Source organism: Phaeobacter sp. JH20_34 (assembly GCF_048056095.1).
GTDB classification, from domain to species: Bacteria; Pseudomonadota; Alphaproteobacteria; order Rhodobacterales; family Rhodobacteraceae; genus Phaeobacter; species Phaeobacter bryozoorum.
Map to the genome: position 1 here is coordinate 39,826 of NZ_JAYMWT010000016.1, position 20,103 is coordinate 59,928.

The 20,103-nt window shown below is 63.2% G+C and carries 26 protein-coding genes; 9 read left to right on the forward strand and 17 right to left on the reverse strand.

The window, feature by feature from the left end:
• Nucleotides 1–25 precede the first annotated feature (25 nt).
• Nucleotides 26–310 (forward strand): hypothetical protein, encoded by a 285-nt coding sequence (locus tag VWZ81_RS11790; RefSeq protein ID WP_416543274.1) that lies wholly within the window; start codon nt 26–28, stop codon nt 308–310.
• On the opposite strand, the gene VWZ81_RS11795 is transcribed toward VWZ81_RS11790, so the two are convergent.
• Nucleotides 265–1,122: a methylated-DNA--[protein]-cysteine S-methyltransferase gene (locus tag VWZ81_RS11795; RefSeq protein ID WP_416543273.1), complete on the reverse strand. Its 858-nt coding sequence runs from the start codon at nt 1,120–1,122 to the stop codon at nt 265–267. The genes VWZ81_RS11790 and VWZ81_RS11795 overlap by 46 nt on opposite strands.
• A 177-nt stretch (nt 1,123–1,299) precedes the next feature.
• Here VWZ81_RS11795 and nth point away from each other — a divergent pair, with 177 nt between their 5' ends.
• Both nth and VWZ81_RS11805 read left to right on the forward strand, forming a co-directional pair.
• Nucleotides 1,300–1,944, forward strand: a complete 645-nt coding sequence (gene nth, locus VWZ81_RS11800) for an endonuclease III (RefSeq protein ID WP_416541203.1) — start codon at nt 1,300–1,302, stop codon at nt 1,942–1,944.
• A complete protein-coding gene (locus tag VWZ81_RS11805; protein WP_416543272.1) occupies nt 1,941–2,930 on the forward strand; it encodes an adenosine kinase in 990 nt (329 codons plus the stop codon). The genes nth and VWZ81_RS11805 overlap by 4 nt, the downstream gene beginning before the upstream one ends.
• Before the next feature lie 98 nt (nt 2,931–3,028).
• Here VWZ81_RS11805 and VWZ81_RS11810 read toward each other — a convergent pair whose 3' ends face one another.
• Entirely contained in the window at nt 3,029–3,517 is a 489-nt protein-coding gene (locus VWZ81_RS11810; RefSeq protein ID WP_260082048.1) for a MarR family winged helix-turn-helix transcriptional regulator, read from the reverse strand.
• 82 nt (nt 3,518–3,599) lie between these two features.
• Between VWZ81_RS11810 and VWZ81_RS11815 the strand changes: the two genes are divergently transcribed.
• Complete coding sequence (locus VWZ81_RS11815) at nt 3,600–4,469, forward strand: EamA family transporter (RefSeq protein ID WP_416543271.1); 870 nt, start codon at nt 3,600–3,602, stop codon at nt 4,467–4,469.
• A gap of 20 nt (nt 4,470–4,489) precedes the next feature.
• On the opposite strand, the gene VWZ81_RS11820 is transcribed toward VWZ81_RS11815, so the two are convergent.
• Both VWZ81_RS11820 and VWZ81_RS11825 read right to left on the reverse strand, forming a co-directional pair.
• Entirely contained in the window at nt 4,490–5,035 is a 546-nt protein-coding gene (locus VWZ81_RS11820) for a hypothetical protein (protein WP_416543270.1), read from the reverse strand.
• Nucleotides 5,032–5,514 carry an RNA pyrophosphohydrolase gene (locus VWZ81_RS11825; protein ID WP_340546806.1) on the reverse strand — a complete coding sequence of 161 codons (483 nt, stop codon included), beginning with the start codon at nt 5,512–5,514 and terminating at the stop codon, nt 5,032–5,034. Before VWZ81_RS11825 ends, VWZ81_RS11820 begins: the two co-directional genes overlap by 4 nt.
• Nucleotides 5,515–5,672: 158 nt before the next feature.
• Between VWZ81_RS11825 and VWZ81_RS11830 the strand changes: the two genes are divergently transcribed.
• Entirely contained in the window at nt 5,673–7,700 is a 2,028-nt protein-coding gene (locus VWZ81_RS11830; protein WP_416543269.1) for an FAD-dependent oxidoreductase, read from the forward strand.
• Between the two features lie 160 nt (nt 7,701–7,860).
• Nucleotides 7,861–8,412, forward strand: coding sequence for a type 1 glutamine amidotransferase domain-containing protein (locus tag VWZ81_RS11835; protein WP_416535264.1), 552 nt, complete (start codon nt 7,861–7,863; stop codon nt 8,410–8,412).
• A 70-nt stretch (nt 8,413–8,482) separates the two neighbouring features.
• Here the strand turns inward: VWZ81_RS11835 and VWZ81_RS11840 are convergent, their stop codons facing one another.
• The 4 genes from VWZ81_RS11840 to VWZ81_RS11855 all read right to left on the reverse strand — a co-directional run bounded on the left by VWZ81_RS11840 (nt 8,483) and on the right by VWZ81_RS11855 (nt 10,096).
• Nucleotides 8,483–8,881: a hypothetical protein gene (locus tag VWZ81_RS11840; RefSeq protein ID WP_416543268.1), complete on the reverse strand. Its 399-nt coding sequence runs from the start codon at nt 8,879–8,881 to the stop codon at nt 8,483–8,485.
• Nucleotides 8,878–9,234: an antibiotic biosynthesis monooxygenase family protein gene (locus VWZ81_RS11845; RefSeq protein WP_416543267.1), complete on the reverse strand. Its 357-nt coding sequence runs from the start codon at nt 9,232–9,234 to the stop codon at nt 8,878–8,880. The genes VWZ81_RS11840 and VWZ81_RS11845 overlap by 4 nt, the downstream gene beginning before the upstream one ends.
• Nucleotides 9,231–9,554: an NIPSNAP family protein gene (locus VWZ81_RS11850; protein WP_416543266.1), complete on the reverse strand. Its 324-nt coding sequence runs from the start codon at nt 9,552–9,554 to the stop codon at nt 9,231–9,233. The genes VWZ81_RS11845 and VWZ81_RS11850 overlap by 4 nt, the downstream gene beginning before the upstream one ends.
• A 98-nt stretch (nt 9,555–9,652) precedes the next feature.
• Nucleotides 9,653–10,096 carry a DUF4399 domain-containing protein gene (locus VWZ81_RS11855; RefSeq protein WP_416543293.1) on the reverse strand — a complete coding sequence of 148 codons (444 nt, stop codon included), beginning with the start codon at nt 10,094–10,096 and terminating at the stop codon, nt 9,653–9,655.
• Nucleotides 10,097–10,318: 222 nt separating this feature from the next.
• Here VWZ81_RS11855 and VWZ81_RS11860 point away from each other — a divergent pair, with 222 nt between their 5' ends.
• A complete protein-coding gene (locus tag VWZ81_RS11860; protein WP_340546801.1) occupies nt 10,319–11,224 on the forward strand; it encodes a LysR family transcriptional regulator in 906 nt (301 codons plus the stop codon).
• Nucleotides 11,225–11,347: 123 nt separating this feature from the next.
• Here VWZ81_RS11860 and VWZ81_RS11865 read toward each other — a convergent pair whose 3' ends face one another.
• From VWZ81_RS11865 to VWZ81_RS11880, 4 genes are read right to left on the reverse strand one after another with little or no spacing between them, the layout of a single operon-like run.
• Nucleotides 11,348–12,328, reverse strand: a complete 981-nt coding sequence (locus VWZ81_RS11865) for an OmpA family protein (RefSeq protein ID WP_416543265.1) — start codon at nt 12,326–12,328, stop codon at nt 11,348–11,350.
• Nucleotides 12,325–12,900 (reverse strand): peroxidase-related enzyme, encoded by a 576-nt coding sequence (locus VWZ81_RS11870; RefSeq protein ID WP_340546799.1) that lies wholly within the window; start codon nt 12,898–12,900, stop codon nt 12,325–12,327. Before VWZ81_RS11870 ends, VWZ81_RS11865 begins: the two co-directional genes overlap by 4 nt.
• 3 nt (nt 12,901–12,903) lie before the next feature.
• Nucleotides 12,904–13,647 (reverse strand): GNAT family N-acetyltransferase, encoded by a 744-nt coding sequence (locus VWZ81_RS11875; protein WP_416543264.1) that lies wholly within the window; start codon nt 13,645–13,647, stop codon nt 12,904–12,906.
• Nucleotides 13,644–14,381, reverse strand: a complete 738-nt coding sequence (locus tag VWZ81_RS11880; protein ID WP_340546797.1) for a competence/damage-inducible protein A — start codon at nt 14,379–14,381, stop codon at nt 13,644–13,646. Before VWZ81_RS11880 ends, VWZ81_RS11875 begins: the two co-directional genes overlap by 4 nt.
• Before the next feature lie 50 nt (nt 14,382–14,431).
• Between VWZ81_RS11880 and sfsA the strand changes: the two genes are divergently transcribed.
• Entirely contained in the window at nt 14,432–15,139 is a 708-nt protein-coding gene (gene sfsA, locus VWZ81_RS11885) for a DNA/RNA nuclease SfsA (protein WP_340546796.1), read from the forward strand.
• Nucleotides 15,140–15,156: 17 nt separating this feature from the next.
• Here the strand turns inward: sfsA and VWZ81_RS11890 are convergent, their stop codons facing one another.
• Nucleotides 15,157–16,083 (reverse strand): mechanosensitive ion channel family protein, encoded by a 927-nt coding sequence (locus tag VWZ81_RS11890; protein ID WP_340546795.1) that lies wholly within the window; start codon nt 16,081–16,083, stop codon nt 15,157–15,159.
• Nucleotides 16,084–16,240: 157 nt separating this feature from the next.
• Here VWZ81_RS11890 and map point away from each other — a divergent pair, with 157 nt between their 5' ends.
• The gene (gene map, locus VWZ81_RS11895; RefSeq protein WP_340546794.1) at nt 16,241–17,050 is read left to right on the forward strand and encodes a type I methionyl aminopeptidase; all 810 of its coding nucleotides are present in this window, start codon (nt 16,241–16,243) and stop codon (nt 17,048–17,050) included.
• An 83-nt stretch (nt 17,051–17,133) separates the two neighbouring features.
• Here map and VWZ81_RS11900 read toward each other — a convergent pair whose 3' ends face one another.
• The 4 genes from VWZ81_RS11900 to VWZ81_RS11915 form a co-directional block, all read right to left on the reverse strand.
• Nucleotides 17,134–17,460, reverse strand: a complete 327-nt coding sequence (locus VWZ81_RS11900) for a hypothetical protein (protein ID WP_040181163.1) — start codon at nt 17,458–17,460, stop codon at nt 17,134–17,136.
• A 186-nt stretch (nt 17,461–17,646) separates the two neighbouring features.
• Nucleotides 17,647–18,315: an HAD family hydrolase gene (locus VWZ81_RS11905; protein WP_416535274.1), complete on the reverse strand. Its 669-nt coding sequence runs from the start codon at nt 18,313–18,315 to the stop codon at nt 17,647–17,649.
• Nucleotides 18,316–18,339: 24 nt separating this feature from the next.
• The gene (rsmD, locus tag VWZ81_RS11910; RefSeq protein WP_340546792.1) at nt 18,340–18,894 is read right to left on the reverse strand and encodes a 16S rRNA (guanine(966)-N(2))-methyltransferase RsmD; all 555 of its coding nucleotides are present in this window, start codon (nt 18,892–18,894) and stop codon (nt 18,340–18,342) included.
• Nucleotides 18,891–20,102, reverse strand: a complete 1,212-nt coding sequence (locus tag VWZ81_RS11915) for an NAD(P)/FAD-dependent oxidoreductase (protein ID WP_416543263.1) — start codon at nt 20,100–20,102, stop codon at nt 18,891–18,893. The genes rsmD and VWZ81_RS11915 overlap by 4 nt, the downstream gene beginning before the upstream one ends.
• Nucleotide 20,103 lies beyond the last annotated feature (1 nt).

Consider the following 20,103-nt stretch of genomic DNA (forward strand, 5'->3'; position numbering starts at 1 on the left):
GACTTCAGACAGAAGGAGAAACACCATGCTGACCTATGACTGGATTGTTCTGATCACGCTGGGCAAAGACAAATGGGAGGCGCAGCGCCAGTTTTCCAAATCCTACGAAGTAGAGCGGGAGGTCGCTCAGATCCGGGGCGCGGCAAAGGCCGCCGCAATGGCCGCAGCGCGGGCCGAGGCCGAGATCGCGCCGGGTGGCAAGCGCCCCGCCCTGCTGCGGCGGCTGTTTGCGCGGCGCGCGAGTCAGGACAGGGTGTGCGCGGATCAGGCCGCGCCGTCCTGCTGCCCCTCCTCCCGCGCCGCCTCATAGGCCAGCATCGCGCGTTTGACCGGCAGCCCCCAGTGGTAGCCGCCAAGAGCGCCGGATTTGCGCAGGGCGCGGTGGCAGGGGATCAGCCAGCTGACCGGGTTGCGCCCCACCGCCGTGCCGACGGCGCGCACCGCACGCGGCGCGCCGATGGATTGGGCGATCTCGGAATAGGTGGTGACCTGCCCGGACGGGATGCGCAGCAGCGCCTCCCAGACCTTGATCTGCAAGGGGGCGCCGATCATATGCAGGGTCGCCTCGCCGCGCTGTGCAAAGATCGCCTCCGCCTGCGGCCGCAACAGCTCCGGGGTTTCGGCAAACGCGGCCTGAGGCCAGCGTGACCGCATATCCGCCATCGCCGCCTCCGGCCCGGTTTCCGCCGCGAAGGCCAGCCCGCAGATGCCTTTCTGCGTGCCCATCACCAGCGCCAGACCGAAAGGGCTGTCAAACCAGCCCCAGTGGATTGTCAGACCGGCCCCCTTGCGGGCGTATTCACCGGGGCTCATCGCCTCCCAGCGCAGGAACAGATCGTGCAGCCGGCCACTGCCCGAAAGACCCACGGCATGGGCGGCCTCCAGCGTGGTGAAGCGATCCTCCAGCAGGCTCTTGGCATGGCCCAGCCGCAGATATTGCTGGTAGCGTTTGGGGGAGACGCCGACCCAGGCCGAAAACAGCCGCTGGAAATGCGAGGGGCTCATCCCCATCGCGGCAGAGAGTTCGGCCAGCGTCAGATCCTCGCCGCCATCGTCAATCAGCGCAATCGCCCGGCGCATGACGCCGTAATGATAGCTCTCCTCGCGCGTCTGCAATGTCATGGGTCGCACTCCCGCCTGTGGTCCTGTGCTTCAGTATATGGCGCTGGCCGGGCAGTGCGACCCGGATCTTGCGCGAAGGGCCTGCGCGAGACCGGCAAGCCGCAGTGTAACGCTTCGCTCACCCTGACCCGCTTTTCTGTTTGCGCCGACTGTTCCTGCGCGGCATTAAGGGCCGCGATGGCAAAGCAACTCGATTATCACACGCTGCGTGAGATCTTCACGCGGTTTCAGGCAGCGGATCCAGAGCCGAAGGGCGAACTGGATCACGTCAACGTCTATACGCTTGTGGTGGCGGTGGCGCTGTCGGCGCAGGCCACCGATGCGGGCGTGAACCGGGCAACACGCGAGCTGTTCAAGATTGCCGACACCCCGCAGAAGATGCTGGATCTGGGCGAAGAAGGTCTGATCGAGCATATCAAGACCATCGGATTATATCGCCAGAAGGCCAAGAACGTGATCAAGATGTCGCGGATTCTGGTCGAGGAGTATGACGGCATCGTGCCCAATTCCCGCGCGGCGCTGCAATCCCTGCCCGGTGTCGGGCGCAAGACCGCAAATGTGGTGCTGAACATGTGGTGGCGCCAGCCCGCACAGGCGGTGGACACCCATATCTTTCGCGTTGGCAACCGGGCGGGCATTGCGCCGGGCAAGGATGTCGATGCGGTCGAACGTGCCATCGAAGACAATATTCCGGCAGATTTCCAGCTTCATGCCCATCATTGGCTGATCCTGCACGGACGATACCATTGCAAGGCTCGCAAGCCGATGTGCCCCACCTGCATCATCCGCGATCTCTGCCAGTTTGAGGACAAGACTCTATGAAAACCTACCAGCTCGTCGGGATCGGCAATGCCGTTGTGGACGTGATCAGCCAATGTGACGACAGCTTTCTGGAGCATATGGGCATCGAGAAAGGCATTATGCAGCTGATCGAACGTGATCGCGGCGAGGTGCTCTATGCGGCGATGCAGGAACGGGTGCAGACGCCCGGCGGTTCGGTGGCGAATACCATTGCGGGCGCGGGTGCACTGGGGCTGAATGCGGCCTTTATCGGGCGGGTGCATGACGATGCGCTGGGGCGGTTCTACGCCAAGGCGATGGCGGATGACGGCGTGGATTTTGTGAACCCGCCGGTTGCGGGCGGCGAGCTGCCGACCTCGCGGTCGATGATCTTTGTCTCCGGCGATGGCGAGCGGTCGATGAACACCTATCTGGGCATCTCCTCCGAGCTGTCCTCGTCGGATGTGCCGGATACGGTGGCCGGCAAGGCGCAGCTGATGTTCCTTGAGGGCTATCTGTTCGACAAAGACAAGGGCAAGAGCGCCTTTATGGAAGCGGCGCGGGACTGCCGCAACGGCGGCGGCAAATGCGGCATCGCGATTTCCGATCCCTTCTGTGTGGAACGCCACCGGGCCGACTTCCTGTCGCTGATCGAACACGACCTCGATTTCGTGATCGGCAATGAGGCCGAGATCAAATCGCTGTTTGAAACCGACGATCTGGAAGAGGCGCTGGCCAAGACAGCCGCCATCTGCCCGCTGGTGGTCTGCACCCGCTCCGGCGATGGCGTCACCGTGGTTGAGGGCGACACCCGCGTGACAGTGCCGGTTGAGCGGGTGGTGCCGGTGGATGCCACCGGGGCCGGCGATCAATTTGCGGCCGGGTTCCTGTTCGGCATGGCCAAGGGGCTGGATATCGAGACCTGCGCCAGGATCGGCAATGTCTGCGCCGCCGAGGTGATCAGCCATATCGGCCCCCGCCCCAAGGCGGTGATGAATCAGGTGCTGCGCCGCGAAGGGCTGATCTGAGCCGGGGCCGTGCCCGCAGCCACTATTGCACAGCCGCCCCCGAGCAATCGGGGGCGGCTTTTTTCATCGGTGATCGGCCCTGACGGTCGTGGGGGGCTTCAGGCGGTTTCTGCCGCGTTCAGCGCCTTGGACAGAAGCTGTGTCAGGCTGCGCTGTTCGGTATCCGACAGATCGCCGAGCAGGCGGGCCTGAGTGGCGACATGGGCCTCGACCACCTCGTTGATCAGCTTCAGCCCCTCTGGCGTCAGCTCAATCAGGAAGCCGCGGCTGTCCTCGGGGTTGACGCTGCGCGCCACCAGACCGGCGTCCACCAGCCGGTCGATGCGGTTGGTCATGGTGCCGGAGGCGACCATGGTGGCCTGCAACAGATCCCCCGGTGACAGCCGATAAGGCGCGCCTGCCCGGCGCAGGGTGGCCAGCACATCGAACTTGGCCGCGTTCAGATCATAGCGCGCCCAGGTTTTCTGCATTTCTTTCTGATAGGCTTGCGCCAATCGTCCGACCCGCCCGATGACGGCCATCGCCGATACATCAAGGTCGGGGCGCTCTCGCTCCCATTGCTGGGTCACAAAATCCACATGGTCCATGTGGGAAGGTATTATCGCATGATATCTTGACGTCAAGAAAAACCGATATATCTTGATGTCGAGAAATAAAGGAATCTCTGCCATGCAAAGCCGCGATCTGATCCTTACCGCGCTGGCCCCCGTGATCTGGGGCAGCAGCTATATTGTCACCACCACCCTGCTGCCGGGGCAGTCGCCGCTGCTGGTGGCACTGCTGCGCGCGCTGCCTGCGGGGCTGTTGCTGATGTTGATGGTGCGGCAACTGCCGCCGCTGAGCTGGGTGCCGCGGTTGTTGGTGCTGGGGGCGCTGAACTTCTCGATCTTCTGGAGCCTGCTGTTTGTGGCCGCCTATCGCCTGCCCGGCGGGGTTGCTGCGACCCTTGGCGCGGTGCAGCCGCTGGTGGTGGTGTTCCTGTCGGCGCTGATGCTGAAGACGCCGGTGCGCACGGCGGCAGTGCTGGCGGCGGCCCTGAGCATTCTGGGCGTGGCGCTGCTGGTGCTGACGCCGAGTGCGCAGCTGGACGGGATCGGTGTTCTGGCAGGGCTCGCCGGGGCCATTGCGATGGCAGCCGGCGTGGTGCTGAGCCGCAAGTGGCAGCCGCCTGTGTCGCTGCTGACCTTCACCGCCTGGCAGCTGACGGCGGGCGGGCTGCTGCTGATCCCGGTCACCCTGTGGTCGCTGCCATCGCTGCCGCAGCTGAGTGCCGAGAACCTGTTGGGGTTGGCGTACATGAGCCTGATCGGCGGCGCTGCGACCTATGTGTTGTGGTTTCGCGGCATCGCCCGGCTGGAACCATCGGTGGTGTCGCTTCTCGGGGTGCTCAGCCCGCTGTCAGCGGTGGTGCTCGGCTGGGTGTTCCTCGGCGAGGCGCTGACGGCGAAACAGGCGATTGGCGCGGGCCTTGCGCTGTTCAGCCTGTGGCTGGGGCAAAGCGGATTGCGCTGGCGGAGGCGGCGGGTGGCTAGCATCTAGTCTCCCAAACCGGGTCCGGGTTAGCGTTCGGACCAAGGGGTGCAGGATGTGCCCGCGTGGCAGGCCAGCACCTCCTCTCGGGCGGCACCGTCGGTGCCCCCGAAGCCAAAGCCGCCACAGGGATCCATGCGCAGCACGTAATCGCCTGCGCGCTGCTCCAGAAAGGCCAGATAGTCCACGCCATCCGCAGCGCCAGCACACCACGGCCCAAAGCAGAGGAGTTCCAGCGTGATGTCCAGATCGACGTCTTTTGAAAAGCCGTCCGGGGTCATCACCTTGCCGTTGATCCGCGCGGGGATCAGGCTGCGCGGCGGCGCATCATTGGGATTGTCCTGCGGCGGTTTCGGCAGGGCGGTTTCATCAAAGCTGAGCTTACCCTCGACCACGACGTAGTTTTTGTCGGATTTCACCGCCTCCAGATAGGCGTCCGACGGTCCCCAAGGCAGGCAGCTGAGGGCGGATGCGGGACCGGCCAGCGCAGACAGGAGGGCAACGGGCAGAAAAAGCGTGCAAAGCGGCGACATCAGGACATCCTTTGTCAGACGGGGGGCAGTCCGAACCATCATAGATGGTCCTGAAACTCCTGAATAACCCGTTCGTAGACCTCGCGTTTGAATGGCACGATCTTGCCGACCAGCTGATCGACCGGCTGCCAGCACCAGGCGGAGAATTCCGGGTGGTCGGTGGCGATATTGATCTGATCGTCGCGCCCGAGAAAGCGCATCAGATACCATTTCTGTTCCTGCCCGCGATATTTGCCGCCCCAGAAATGCGGCACCACCTCGGCGGGCAGATCATAGGGCAGCCAGCCGTTGCTTTCGGCGATGATCTCGACCAGATCGGCGGTGACGCCGGTTTCTTCCTCCAGTTCGCGCAGCGCCGCCAGCCTGGGATCTTCGTCTGCGTCGATACCACCCTGGGGCATCTGCCAGGCGTCCTTGTGCCGGTCCATGCGCTGGCCGACCCAGACCTCACCCGCTGCATTGACCAGCATCACGCCGACATTGGGCCGGTACGGCAGGGTTGCGATATCTTCGGGGGTCATCCAGTCTCTCCTTGGTTGGATGCACCCCTTGTGCACCTGTGCCCCAGCGTCGTGCAAGAGGTTGACGCCGCGTCCAAAGTGACAATCCCTTTCAGGCCGGGCCATTTTCGCGCAAACGAAGACCAAAGACTTATCAGAGAACTACCAGGGAGAGTGTCATGACTGCGTACCCGAAAATGTTGGCGCCGCTGGATCTCGGCTTTACCACGTTGAAAAACCGCGTGCTGATGGGATCCATGCACACCGGGCTTGAGGAAACCAAGGACTGGAACCGGGTGGCCGAATTCTATGCCGACCGGGCGCGCGGTGGCGTGGCGCTGATGGTCACCGGTGGCATTGGTCCGAACCTTGAAGGATCGGTTCTGCCGGGGGCGGCGATGATGGCGAGCGAGCAGGATGTGGCCAACCACAGCATCGTCACAAACCGCGTGCATGAGGCCGGGGGCAAGATCGCGATGCAGATCCTGCATGCCGGGCGTTATGCCTATGGTCCGAAATGCGTGGCGCCAAGCCCGATAAAATCGCCGATCTCGCCCTTCCCGCCGCAGGAGCTGGATGAAGAGGGTATCGAGAAGCAGATTTCCGACATCGTGAATGCCGCAGTGCTGGCACAGCAGGCGGGCTATGATGGCGTTGAGATCATGGGGTCGGAGGGCTATTTCCTGAACCAGTTCCTCGTCACCCATACCAACAAGCGCGAGGACCGCTGGGGCGGGTCCTATGAGAACCGGATGCGCCTGCCGATCGAGGTGGTGCGCCGCACGCGTGAGGCGGTGGGGACGGATTTCATCATCATCTACCGCCTGTCGATGATCGACCTTGTGCCCAATGGCTCCACCTATGACGAGGTGGTCGAACTGGCGCAGGAGATCGAGAAGGCCGGTGCCACCATCCTGAACACCGGTATTGGCTGGCATGAGGCGCGCATTCCGACGATTGCCACATCTGTTCCCCGCGCGGCCTTTGCCTGGGTCACCAAAAAGCTGATGGGCAAGGTTGGCATTCCGGTGATCACATCGAACCGGATCAACACGCCGGAGGTCGCCGAGCAGGTGCTGTCCGAGGGCTGCGCCGATATGGTGTCGATGGCGCGGCCAATGCTGGCGGATGCGGATTTTGTCGCCAAGGCGGCGGAGGGCAAGGCCGATCAGATCGCACCCTGCATCGCCTGCAATCAGGCCTGTCTGGACCATACGTTCAGCGGCAAGCTGACCTCCTGCCTGGTGAATCCGCGCGCCTGCCATGAGACCGAACTGGTGCTGACGCCTGCGGAGAGCGTGAAGACCGTCGCCATTGTCGGCGCGGGTCCTGCGGGTCTGTCCACCGCGCTGGCGGCCTCGGAACGTGGCCACAAGGTGACGCTGTTTGATCGCGCAAGCGAGATCGGCGGCCAGCTGAACATGGCCAAGCAGGTGCCGGGCAAGGAAGAATTCTGGGGGCTGGTCGATTGGTATCGCACCATGCTGGCCCAGAGCGATGTGACGCTGGAGCTGAACCGCGAGGTGTCGGCGGGCGATCTCAAGGGCTTTGACGAGGTGGTGATTGCCACCGGTGTGGTGCCGCGCGATCCGCAGATCCCCGGTCAGGACCGTGACAATGTGGTCGATTACATCGACGTGCTGCGCCACAAGGCCAAGGTGGGCAAGCGGGTGGCGGTGATCGGCGCAGGCGGCATCGGCTTTGATGTGTCGGAATTCCTGCTGCACGAAGGTGAAAGCGCCACCGAGAACCTGCCCCTGTGGATGAAGGAATGGGGCGTTGCGGACCCGGCCGAGCATCGCGCCGGTCTGGCCCCCGAAGGCCCGCAGCCCGAGGCCCCGGCCCGCGAGGTGACGCTGTTGCAGCGCAAGGCGGAGCGCCACGGCAAGCGGCTGGGCAAGACCACCGGCTGGATCCACCGCGCCACGCTGAAGATGAAGGATGTGAATTTCGTCGGCGGCGTGAACTATGAGAAGATCGACGACGACGGGCTGCATGTCAGCTTTGGCGAGGCGCGCGAGAATCCAACCGTGATCGCGGCGGATACCGTTGTGCTGTGCTCTGGCCAGCTGTCGGAGCGGTCGCTGGCGGATGCGCTGGAGGCACAGGGCACATCCTGCCACGTGATCGGCGGCGCCGATCTGGCGGCCGAACTGGACGCCAAACGGGCCATCAATCAGGGTACACGGCTGGCGGCCAGCCTCTGATCCGGCACCGTCCCGCCGCTATGTAAATCTTGCGACCCTCGCCGCCTGTGGTGGCGGGGGTCGTTTGCGGTTGTGGAACCTCCGGCGCCCAGTGGCGTTTTGTCTGTGAACGGCGCCGCCCCGGTGGCGCGATTACCGCCACGACAGACAGGAGAGTTTCATGCCCCGTATCACCGACGCCAAGATCCTGATGATTGCCACCCATGGGTTCGAGCAGTCCGAACTGGAATTCCCGCGCGATCAGCTGCGGGTCAAGGGCGCTGAGGTCTCTGTCGCCAGCCTCGATGGCAAGGCGATCAAGGGCTGGGAAGGCGATGACTGGGGCCGTGAGGCCAAGGCGGATCTGGCGCTGGAGGCGGTCCGTGTCGAGGAGTACGACGCACTGGTCCTGCCCGGCGGCCAGATCAACCCGGATCTGCTGCGCATCAATGACGATGTGATCGAGCTGATCAACGGTTTCTACGATCAGGGCAAGGTTGTCGCCGCAATCTGCCATGCGCCCTGGCTGCTGATCGAGGCCGGTCTGGTCAAGGGCCGCACCATGACCTCGTTTCAGTCGATCAAGACCGACATGATCAACGCGGGGGCCGATTGGCAGGATGCGGAGGTCGTCGCGGACAACGGGATCGTGACCAGCCGCAACCCCGATGATCTGAAGGCATTTGTCGGCAAGATCGTGGAAGAGATCGAAGAAGGCCGCCACCCGCGCTGAAGCTGCGACCGGTTAATGTGTCTATTTCCACAACGGCCCCGGTTCGCAACCGGGGTCTTTGACGTAACGATCAAGGGCGGCGCAAACCGCCACAGGCGAGGCAGTTTTTGTCGTCCGGCAAGGTGATCCGGTCAACAAGCACGGTTATAGCCTGACCGCTGACGGCGGCGCCCATCTGGCGCACGTCGAGTTCGTGGACCCCTGTTGGCACATCCAATGTCAGGCGGATGTCGCCCATGGGCAACCCATCGGAACCGACAGGGTCGCCATCGACATAGAGGTGATATGCGCCCTTTGCGGGTACGCGGATACCAACAGTGATGGGCGACGCGACGATATCGCCATCTCGGGGCGACAGGATCGCCGCGCCGGGTATTCGCGCCTCTTCCGCCCCAACAAGAGAGGTGAAGAGGGCCATACCGATCACGGCAAAGCCCCAGAGGTGTAGCCTGCGTCCCTCGTGTTTCACGTGGCAACAGGGTCGTGGGCCGCGCGGGCATCGGCGGGGGCTTCGTCGCGCCGATCCATGCCGTAGTCGCGCAGCACGCCTGCCACCCGCAGGCGGTAATCCCTGAACACATGGTCCCTGCCCTCTTTCTGCCCCGCGCGGTGGGCGCTGAGCTGGCGCCAGTTGGCCACGGCGTCCTCGCTCTCCCAGAAGGACAGCGACAGGAGTTTGCCCGGCGTGGTGAGGCTCTGGAACCGTTCGACGGAGATGAAGCCTTCGATCTGTTCCAGAAGCGGCTTCAGACTGGCTGCGATCTCAAGATAGCGGTCCTTGGCGCCATCCTTGATTTCAACCTCGAATATGACTGCGATCATCCTGTGGATCCTTCTTGGTCGGAAACTTTTTTCAGCCAGGTGCGATCCTCGCGCAGGATGAAGCGGCGCTCCTGGGCGAAGGCGTAGTTTTCGCGGCCCAGTGGGTCGGCTGCGAGACGCGCGCGGTAGGCTTCGTATTCGGCAAGGTTTGCCACATCATAGATGCCATAGGCCAGCGTTGATGAGCCTTCATGCGGGGCATAATAGCCGATCAGATCGGCGCCGCAGCGGGGGATCGCCTGCCCCCAGTTGCGGGCGTAGGTGGCGAAATCCTCACGTTTGGTGGGGTCGATATGGTAGCGGATGACACAGGTGAGCATATGGGGCGTCCTTCGTTGAGAAATACGCCCCTGATCTAGCAGCCGGCCCGACGGCGATGCTTCGCCCTGCGCCGAAGTATCGCCGCCCGTTGCCTCGCCTATTCGACCGTGATGGTGATCACCTGCGATACCACCGGGGTGGAATGCGGCACATGGCCGTAATCGCCCATCACCAGTTGCAGCGTATGTTCGCCCGGTGCCAGATCCAGTGTCGTTTCGGTCTGGCCGCCGCCAAAATGGATGTGGTTTTCATCCGATGGCAGACCGTAGGACAGCTCATCCGCGCCATCCTCGCCCTCGCCCAGCGGCGGGCGGTCGATCAGCAGGTGATGGTGACCGGTGTTTTCCTTTTCGGTGCCCGCCGGAGCCACCCCCATGCCGCGCAGGCCAAAGACCACGGTGACCAGGGATGAGACGGTATCGCCATCCCTGGGCATCACGAAGTAGACCTCCGCCCCCTCCGGCGACGGGGTTTCGCCGCCGGCCAGGGCCGCGGAAACCGGCAGGGCACAGGCGACGAGGGCCGCCAGCGTGGTTCTCATCGTGGACCTGATGATCGCAGTCATAAGTTGTCCTCCCATTGATGTAAGCCCTTCTCAACATAGTGGCTTTGACTGCTATTGCGATCTTCGGGCCGAGCCGCAGGTGTTTCCAGCTGGTAAACTATGGGTGAATAACCCTGCAATTATCCCACCCTCGCCCCGTTCTTGCCCGATTTGCCCGCGACATTTGAGGCAACACGGGTAAACAAGGACGCGAGTGCTATGGACCGACTGACCGAAATGGAGGCCTTTGCCAATGTGGTGGACCAGGGCGGATTCACCGATGCGGCAAAGAAGATGGGGATCTCCAAATCGGCGGTGTCCAAACATGTCTCAAGCCTTGAGGCCCGTCTGGGCGCGCGGCTGCTGAACCGGACCACGCGGCGGGTATCGCCCACAGAAATTGGGCTGGCCTATTATGACCGCGCCCGCCGTGTCCTGAATGATGCCGGTGAGGCGGATGCGCTGGTCACCTCCATGCAATCGGCGCCATCGGGGCTGCTGCGGATTTCAGTGGCGACGGATTTCGGCGTCAATCACCTGTCGCCGGTGCTGTCGGACTTCCTGCGCGACTATCCCGATATCACCGTCAACATGGTGCTGAACAACCGCTATGTGGAGCTGATCTCCGAAGGGTTTGATATGGCGCTGCGGATCGGCGAGCTAGAAGACAGCTCTCTGCGTGCGCGCAAGCTGACCGAAACCACCAAGCGGATGATCGCCTCCCCCGCCTATCTGGAGAAATTCGGTCGTCCACAGAAGATCGACGATCTCAACATGCACAAGCTGCTGCATTATTCGAACCAGTCCAGCGGCAGCATGTGGAAAATCACCGCGCCGTCGGGCGAAAAACGGCAGGTGCGGACCTCTGGCTGGCTGTCGGTGAATGACGGGCAGTCGCTGCTGAATGCGGCCATTTCCGGCCTCGGGATCGCCTATCTGCCAAGCTATCTCTATTCAGATGCCATGGCCGAGGGCCTGGTCGAGGACGTCATGCCCTCGCTGCCGATGGAAACCCAAGGCATCTATGCGGTCTACCCTCCTGGCCGCTTTACCCAGCCCAAGGTGCGGGCGTTCATCGACTTTCTCGCTGAGGCCTTTGCCGATAAGGATGGCATCACCTGGTGAGCCGCGCGCCCCGTTGGAACTGGAGAGGACCCGGCCATTGTGCCGGGTTTTCCCGTTCCGGGCCTCAGGGCGGTAGCCATGGGAGATCTGCGGGCTTCCTGTGAGCGTCCTGTCAGCGGCCTGTCAGCGGGCGATCAGAACCACCTCGACCCGGCGGTTGGCCTCGCGCCCCTCGGGGCTGAGGTTACTGGTCAGCGGCGCCATGAAGCCCGCACCTGCCACCGACACGCGACCAGGCTCCAGATCGCCCTCCTCCAGCAGGCGGGTCCGCACCGCATCGGCGCGCCGTTCGGAGAGCGCGATATTCTGGCTAAGACTGCCGACGGTATCGGTATGGCCCACCAAGAGCACGGAATAGTCGGGGTTCTGGCTGAGGAACTCTGCCAGCGCCGCCAGACTGGCATAGGGTTTGGCCCCAAGCGCCACCGCGCCGGTTTCAAATTCGAGATCCGCCAGAACCGCGCGCCCATTGCGGCGCAGGCGCTCGATCAGCTCTGCCGCGCCGACCAGCGGCGGTGCCACGATCGGCGCCTCCTCTGGCTGGCTGGCGGTGGTGGCGGTGTCGTCGCGCGGTGCCGCGCTGGCGGTTTCCGCGGGGCGGACTTCGATCATCTGCACAAAGGTTGCATTGCCGGAGCGGGAAACCAGCAGGGTGACGATCCGCCCGTCGGGATGTTCGGCAGAGAGGAAGCTGAAGTTGCTGACATCCACCGTCATATCCGGCGCCGGGATCACCTCGATATCAAAGCGGAAATCAAAGCCGCCGCAGCTGCGCGCCGGACATTGAAACAGCAGGTCATAGCCGGCATCGACCAGCTGCGCGCGCAATGGCGCCAGCACCTGTAAAACCGTGGAATCGCCGGAAATCCGCCAGCTGCGGCGCAGAATCTGACCTTCAACCTGGCGTTCGGGCACGCCGTCGTCGCTGGCCGCACCTAGCGGTACCGCGTAGCTGCCAAGGGCGGTTGGCCGTTCGGCCAGCTGGCGCGCGCCGGGCGGCAGCTCGATACCCTGGGCTGCCACAAGGGACGGCAGGGCCGCACAGAGCAGCCCCGCCACCGCAGGCGTCAGCCGCCGGGCGGCAAGGACAGCGCGACGGATCACCGGTGCTGCGCGTGATAGGCGTCGTTGGGGACCATGCCGGTGGCACTGGCAACCCGATTGGACATGTTAAAGAAGCCGGTGACATTGGCGATATCCCAGATATCGCGGTCGCTGAAGCCGTGGTCGCGCAGGGTCTGGCGGTCGGCCTCTTCGATCTCGGCGCTGGCCTTGGTCGCCTTGGCCGCGAAATCCAGCATGGCGCGCTGGCGGGGCTCCAACGGAGCAACCCGGTAGTTCATCACCAGCATTTCGCCCAGCTTGGGATCGCCCGACAGCTGACGCACGGCCGCGCCATGGGCTGCGAGGCAGTAGAAACAGCTGTTGATGGCGGAGACCACCACCGCGATCATCTCGCGCTCCAGCTTTGACAGGCCGCTGTCCGCCAGCATCAGGTCGTTATACATCGCGGTAAAGGCGTTGAGCTTGTCGATGTCGAAGGCATTGGCCCGCAACACGTTGGGCACCATGCCGAGTTTGTCCTGGCAGATGTCGAAATATTTCTGCGTCTCCGGCGGCAGCGGGTCCACCATCGGCAGGTCCAATGCGGTTGGGGCATCAGCGTCGCGGGTCATCGGTTACACTCCCTCTGGGTTGTGGCGATAGTGGTAACGCCCGGCGCGCAGCATGCCAAGTGAGGCATATAGACCGTTTGCCCCGGCGTTGGCTTCGGTGCAGAGAACCGCCAGTTCGCGCGCGCCCTGATCGGCGGCCCATTGCGCAGCGCGGTGCATCAGCCAGACGCCCATGCCCTTGCGCCGCTGGTGCGGCAGGATTTCCAGCGCGTGCACCATGGCGGTGCCGTCGTGGATCGCCACAAAACCGGTGCCCGCGGGGGAATCATCGCAGCGGCCCAGCAGCGAGGTCTTGGCCCCCGCCGTGCGCTGCATGACCGCAAAGCGCTCGGGACCGATGCCACCGGCGGCCCAGATTTCATGCTGGATCGCAAGGGGTTCCCAGACGCAGAAGGCGGTCACGGGCGGGATTTCAACATGGCAGAGCTGTTCGACAGGACAGGTCCAGAGCACCACCGGATCCTTGATCACGTAGCCGCGTGCCGCCAGCTGCGCATCAAGGGCGTCCTGACCGTCGCGGATCATGAACAGATGATCCTGCCCCATCTCCGACATCGCCAGTTCGGCGGCGGTGATTTCTGCCTCGCTTGCGTGGCCTGTGATGACGGTTGCTGCGGAGACCCGGCTGCCGCCGCCATCGCCCCGGCGCAGGGTGACCGGACCCAGCTGGCGGACCTCGGCGGCAGGCCAGGTGTGGTCGGTGACGTCATAGTATTTCGGGTCGGTCAGCGACGGCGTGGCAGTCAAAGATCAAGATCCCGCGCCAGCGCGGTAATCGCCGCATCCACCCGCGCGCCATCGGCACCGCGCACCACCACATTGGCGCCAAACGCACCATTCTGCTGGAACGGGTAACAGCCGATGGAGAGGTCATCATAGGCCTCGGCAATGGCGGTCAGGATAGGGGCAATGTCGCCCTCGCCCCGCTGCACTCGCAGGGTCTGCGACAAGAGCGGCGCACCGCCGGTGAGCGTCGGCAGGACCGAGGCGACCATGGCCTGAAACACGCTGGGCACCCCGGCCATCACATGCACGTTGCGCAGGGTGAAACCGGGCGCGGTGGAGACCGGGTTTTCAATCAGCGTGGCGCCATCGGGGATCCGGGCCATGCGCAGGCGGGCCGCGTTCAGCTCCTGCCCGGATTTGTCGTAATGGGCCTGCAACAGCGCGCGCGCATCCTCGCGCACGTCCAGATGCACATCAAAGGCCTTGCTGATGCAATCGGCGGTGATGTCGTCATGGGTGGGGCCGATACCGCCGCTGGTAAAGACATGGTCAAAACCATCCGAGAGCGCCCTGACGGCGGCGATGATCGCGGCCTCATTGTCGCTGACGACGCGCACTTCCTGCAGGTCGATGCCATGTTTGCTCAGCTCGCCGGCGAGGTAATACATATTGGCATCGCGGGTGCGCCCGGACAGAATCTCGTCACCGATGACAAGCATCGCTGCGGTTGGCATGGCGCCGGTTGGGGTGGCCATCTGCGCTCCTCCTCTTGAACCAATGATAGCGCAGGTATAGGCCCTGTCACATGCGCTTTCAAACCCCTCTGCTGCCCGCCACGCTGATCCGACGCTACAAGAGGTTTCTGGCGGACTGCCAGTTGCCGGATGGGCGCGAAATAACCGCGCATTGTGCCAATCCCGGCTCGATGATGGGGCTGGCGGACCCGGGCAGCACGGTCTGGCTGGAGCCGAATGACGATCCGAAGAAGAAGCTGAAATACGGCTGGCGGCTGGTCGAGGTTGCCGGTGGCACCCTGGTGGGTGTGGATACATCGGTGCCGAACCGCGCGCTGAAATCGGCGCTGGAGGCACGCCAGATCGCAGCGCTGTCGGCCTATGAAACGGTCCGGGCCGAGGTGAAATATGCCGAGAAGAGCCGCATTGATTTCCTGCTGAGCCAGCCCGGCCTGCCCGATTGCTATGTTGAGGTCAAAAGCGTGACGCTGTCACGCCAGCCCGGTCTGGCGGAGTTCCCCGACAGCGTGACCGCGCGCGGGGCCAAGCATCTGGGCAACCTGGCCGACATGTGCCGGTCCGGTCACCGGGCGGTGCTGCTCTATCTGGTGCAGCGCGGTGATTGTGAGCGGTTTCAGATCGCCGGCGATATCGACCCGACCTATGCCGCCGCCTGGGATGCGGCGGCGGCTGCGGGGGTGGAGCGGCTGGTGATCGCCACCCGCATCACCCCGGAGGGTGTTGCAATTGCGGGCGCGATTGGCGCAGGCGCGGGCTGAGCGCTGCGGGTCGCCTGTCAGGCTGCTTCGCTCTGCGTGTCGGTGGCGCCACTTTTGCTCTGCTCGGCGCTATCCGAGCTGTCCGAGCTGTCGGGGCTGGCCTGCACCAGCGTCCGGGTCGGGAAAGGAATATCTATTCCGGCCGCATCCAGTGCTTCCTTCACCCGGCGTTTCATATCCGCCTGATACTGGAAATATTCCGCCGCATCGACCCAGACACGGACCAGGAAATCCACCGAGCTGCTGTTGAGATTATTGACCTGGATGAAGGGTTCCGGCTCTGCGTGCGAGCGGCTGTCGGACATGATGGCGTCGCGGATGACCTGCTCGGCGGTGGCAAGGTTGGCCCCGTAGCCGACGCCGAAGGTCCATTCCGCGCGGCGGGTGTCATATTCGGAGTAATTGGTGATCGTGTTGCCCCAGACTTCGGAGTTGGGGATGATCACCTTGAGGTTCGACAGGTCGGCGATCACCGTGTTGTTCAGGGTGATTTCCTTGACCGTGCCCATTTCGCCGTCCACTTCGATGAAATCACCCAGTTTGAACGGGCGGAACAGGATCAGCATGATGCCAGCTGCCACATTGGACAGCGCGCCCTGCATGGCCAGACCGATGGCCAGACCCGCGGCACCGATGGCCGCGATGATCGAGGTGGTCTGGACCCCGAAGGTGTTGAGAACAAAGAGCACCGCAAAGGCAAGGATCACATAGCGTGCCAGATTGCCGAGGAAGTGGAACAGCGTCACATCAAGGCTGGCATGGCTGTCGCCGATCTGAACGATCCGTCGTTTGACCCAGCCCGCGACGATGAAGCCAGCCATCAGGATCAGCATGGCGGCGAGCACGCTGCCCATGGCCTGAGCCAGAAATTCTAGCGTGATCAGATCGGCCAGCGCTTTTCCGTTGTAGATTTCGGTCTGCATCAGGGCGTTCATGCTGTCCATGGCTGCGGGTTCCTCCGTGGTGCGATTGCAATTCGTCAGGGAGGGGAACGCATCCGGGTGGTAAAAAGTTCCCGGCAGGCGGTGGTGCCGGCTCTGGCCCTTTTGGCGCGGAGCGCGTAGATAGCTATGTCAAAGACACCCGATGGAGCCTCATCTGATGAGATCGAAAGACGGCCGCACCACCAAAGACGGCATTCGCATTTATGAGCCCGGCGATTTTGCCGGAATGCACGCTGCCGGGGCGCTGGCGGCACGGATCCTTGACGATATCGCTGCCCATGTCGTCCCCGGTCAGACCACCGGCGAGCTGGACCGGCTGATCACCCAGATGGTGGAGGACGCAGGCGCGACCTCAGCCACCATCGGCTACAAGGGCTATCAGCACGCCAGCTGCATCAGCGTGAACCATGTGGTCTGTCACGGGATTCCCGGCGACAAGAAGCTGAAGGATGGCGATATCCTGAATATCGACGTCACCGTCATCGTCGATGGCTGGTTTGGCGACACCAGCCGGATGTATGTGGCAGGCAAGCTGTCGCGCAAGACCGAGCGGCTGATCCAGGTGACCCATGACTCCCTGATGAAGGGGATCGAGGCGGTGAAACCCGGCAATACCTTTGGCGACATTGGCCATGCGATCCAGTCCTATGTGGAAGCGCAGCGTATGAGCGTGGTGCGGGATTTCTGCGGCCATGGTCTGGGTCAGGTGTTCCACGCGCCGCCCAATGTGCTGCATTATGGCCGCCCGGGCACCGGCCCGGTGCTGGAGGAAGGCATGTTCTTCACCATCGAGCCGATGGTGAACCTTGGCCGACCGGAAACCAAGATCCTGGCGGACGAATGGACCGCTGTTACCCGCGATAAATCGCTGTCGGCGCAGTTTGAACATTCTGTTGGGGTGACTGCTGATGGGGCCGAGATCTTTACCCTGTCGCCCGGCGGGAAGTTTCACCCGACCTACGGCTGATGCCGTATCATTTAACAAAGAAGGGGCGTGCCTTGTGGCGCGCCCCTTTGTCGTTCTGCGATACGGGTTGCCCCGTACCGGTATCAGAGCTTGCAGCGTTTGCGCTCTGCCAGGGCTACCAGAACCTCGTGACGCTCGTTCGCGGCTTCTAGCGCCTGCTTGGCGTTGGAATGGTTGCCGATAACAGCCGGCCAGAACAACAGCGCGGCGGCGATATTCTCGCCGGACATGCTCTTGCCCTTCTTGGCTTCTTTGCGGATCTCTTCCAGCTGGTTCAGCTGCACCGCGATTTCGGTGCAGGTCAGCTTGGCATCCCCCACCTGCGTTTTGGTGACAACATCAGGCGACACGCAGGCCGACAGGGCCAAGGCGCTGGCGAGCGCCAGGCCAATACGGAGATTGAATTTCATATTGTGTCCTACGTCAATTTTGAGCATCTGAAATGAAGTGCTGAACGAAACGATTGATCGTCCGTTTCACAGGCCGGATATTGCCTGCATCGAACGGTGTAAATCCTGCGGTTGGATCGTGGGGTGTTCCGCTGAACAAAGCGTATAGATTGCTGTGAAAATGTCGCACTCTACCTGAGGGTGCCTTTAGGGAATATGTCCAATCAGGCGCGGAACCTCTGACATGGCGGTGATATGTTCGGCGTTGTGGCGGGTCAGGCGGCTGGCGTTGCCCTGCGGGTCAAAGCCAAGGCAGCGCATCCCGGCGCGGGCGGCGGCGAGGGCGCCGTTTTCGCTGTCTTCGATCACCAGACAGTCGCGCGCCTGCACGTCGAAATGACAGGCCGCCGCAAGAAACAGATCGGGATCGGGTTTGCCGGTCTTCAGCGTCTGGGCCGAGAACATGGCATGGGGATGGAACAGGTCCCAGAGGCCATTCTGACCAAGGGTGATCCGCATCTTTTCCTCGCTGCCGTTGGAGGCGACGCAGAAGGCGATGCCGCGGGCTTGTAACAGCGCCAGCAGATCCGGGATACCCGGCACCAGATCCACACCCTGCCGCAGCCTTGCGTAGGTTTCATCATAGACCTGCGCCACCCAGTTCTCGGGCAGATCCGCACCGCGCGCGATGGCCTTGGTTCGGACATCCGCCATGGTGCCACCAACAAAGAGGTCCATGCACTCCGCCAGCGACAGTTGCAGACCATACCGTCCAAGATTGTCGACCAGCACCTGATTGCTAAGTGTTTCACTATCGACCAGCACACCGTCGCAATCAAAAATCACCAGTTTCGGCGTGGGATATGTAATCGGCATGGTGCTGTCCTTTTGGGCTGATGCTCAGCTCTCGCGCCACAGAAGGGTGACATGGGTGTCCCCGTATTTGCGGCTGTCGTGCAGAGTGAATCCTTCGGGGGGCTGCATGGGGCTGCTTTCTTCCCAGACAACCAGCGCCTCCTCGGCCAGCCAGCCGCCTTTTGTCACCGCCGCCAGCGCCTTTTGCCCCAGCGACTTGCCGTAAGGCGGATCGAGAAAGACCACATCGTAAGGCGCAGCGTCATTGACCGGCAGGCGGGTGGCATCACGGCGGATGAGGCGGGCGCGGTCCTTGATGCGCAGCAGGTCGATGTTCTTGGTGATCAGCCCCTGCGACACCCGGCCATCATCCACAAACACGGCCTCGGCCGCGCCGCGCGACAGCGCCTCAAGCCCCAGGGCACCTGTGCCTGCAAAAAGATCCAGCACCCGCGCGCCGTCGAAATCGACGATATGGCCCAGCACGTTGAACAGGCTTTCGCGCACACGGTCGGTGGTGGGGCGCAGATGCGCGCCCGCGTCGCCCTTGCCCAGGCTGGTGAGCGCGCGGCCACGAAACTCGCCGGCGATGATCCTCATGTGCGCAGCAGCGGCTTCAGATCCGCGTCAGCGTCCGCCACGACGGATTTGTCAGCGGTACGCCCGGCCTCGATCAGACGTTTGGCAACCATATAGGCGCGCGGATCATTCATTGCGTCCACCGCCACCAGCTGATCGCCGGTATAGTACCAGAACGACATGGTGCCATCGCTGCCAGTGCGGGTGACCACGTTGTCGTAGCCTGTGTTGAGGCCCGCGATCTGCAGTTTGATGTCGTATTGATCGGACCAGAACCAGGGTTTGGCCACATAGGTTTCATTCGCGCCGAGCATATTGCGGGCGGCGACCTCTGCCTGATCAATGGCGTTGGGCACGCTTTCCAGCCGGATGCGGCTGCCGTGATAGGGGAAGGACGCACAATCGCCCGCCGCCCAGATCGACGGATCCGAGGTGCGGCCCTGTTCATCCACCCGGATGCCATTCTCCAGCGCGAGGCCTGCCGCCTCTGCCAGATCGGTGGCCGGGGTGATGCCGACGCCGACAATGACGAAGTCCACCTCGACCGTGCTGCCATCGCTGAGCACGGCGCGTTTGACGGCGCGGCCCTCACCTTCCAGCCGCACAAGACCCACGCCTTCGCGCAGATCAACACCGTGGCCTGTGTGAAGCGCGCGGAAATAATCCGAGGTTTCGGGAGCTGCGACCCGTTGCAGGATGCGCTCCGCCATCTCGACCAGCGTCACGGCAACCCCGCGTTTGGCGCAGACCGCTGCGGCCTCCAGCCCGATGTAGCCACCGCCGACGATAAGCGTGCGCGCGCCATCCGTGACCGCCGGGGCCATGGCATCCACATCCGCCAGATCGCGCAGGACGTAGACCCCGCCCAGATCGCCGCCGATGGCCGCAGGCAGGCGGCGGGGGGTGGAGCCGGTGGTGAGCGCCAGCTGATCGTAGTGCAGCACCTCATCCGCCAGCGTCACGGTTTTCGCCGCCGGGTCGATGGCCTGCACCTGCTGGCCAAGTTTCAAGGTGATATTGGCCTCGGCATAAAAACTCTCGGGCCGCAGGAACAGGCGGTCCATCTCCATCTCCCCCAGGAGATAGGCCTTTGACAGAGGCGGGCGCTGATAGGGCACAACGGGTTCGCTGCCAATCAGCGTAATCTCTCCGTCAAAACCCTGCTTGCGCAGCTGCGCCACCAGCGAGGCCCCCGCCTGGCCTGCCCCGATCACGACAAAATGGGTCATT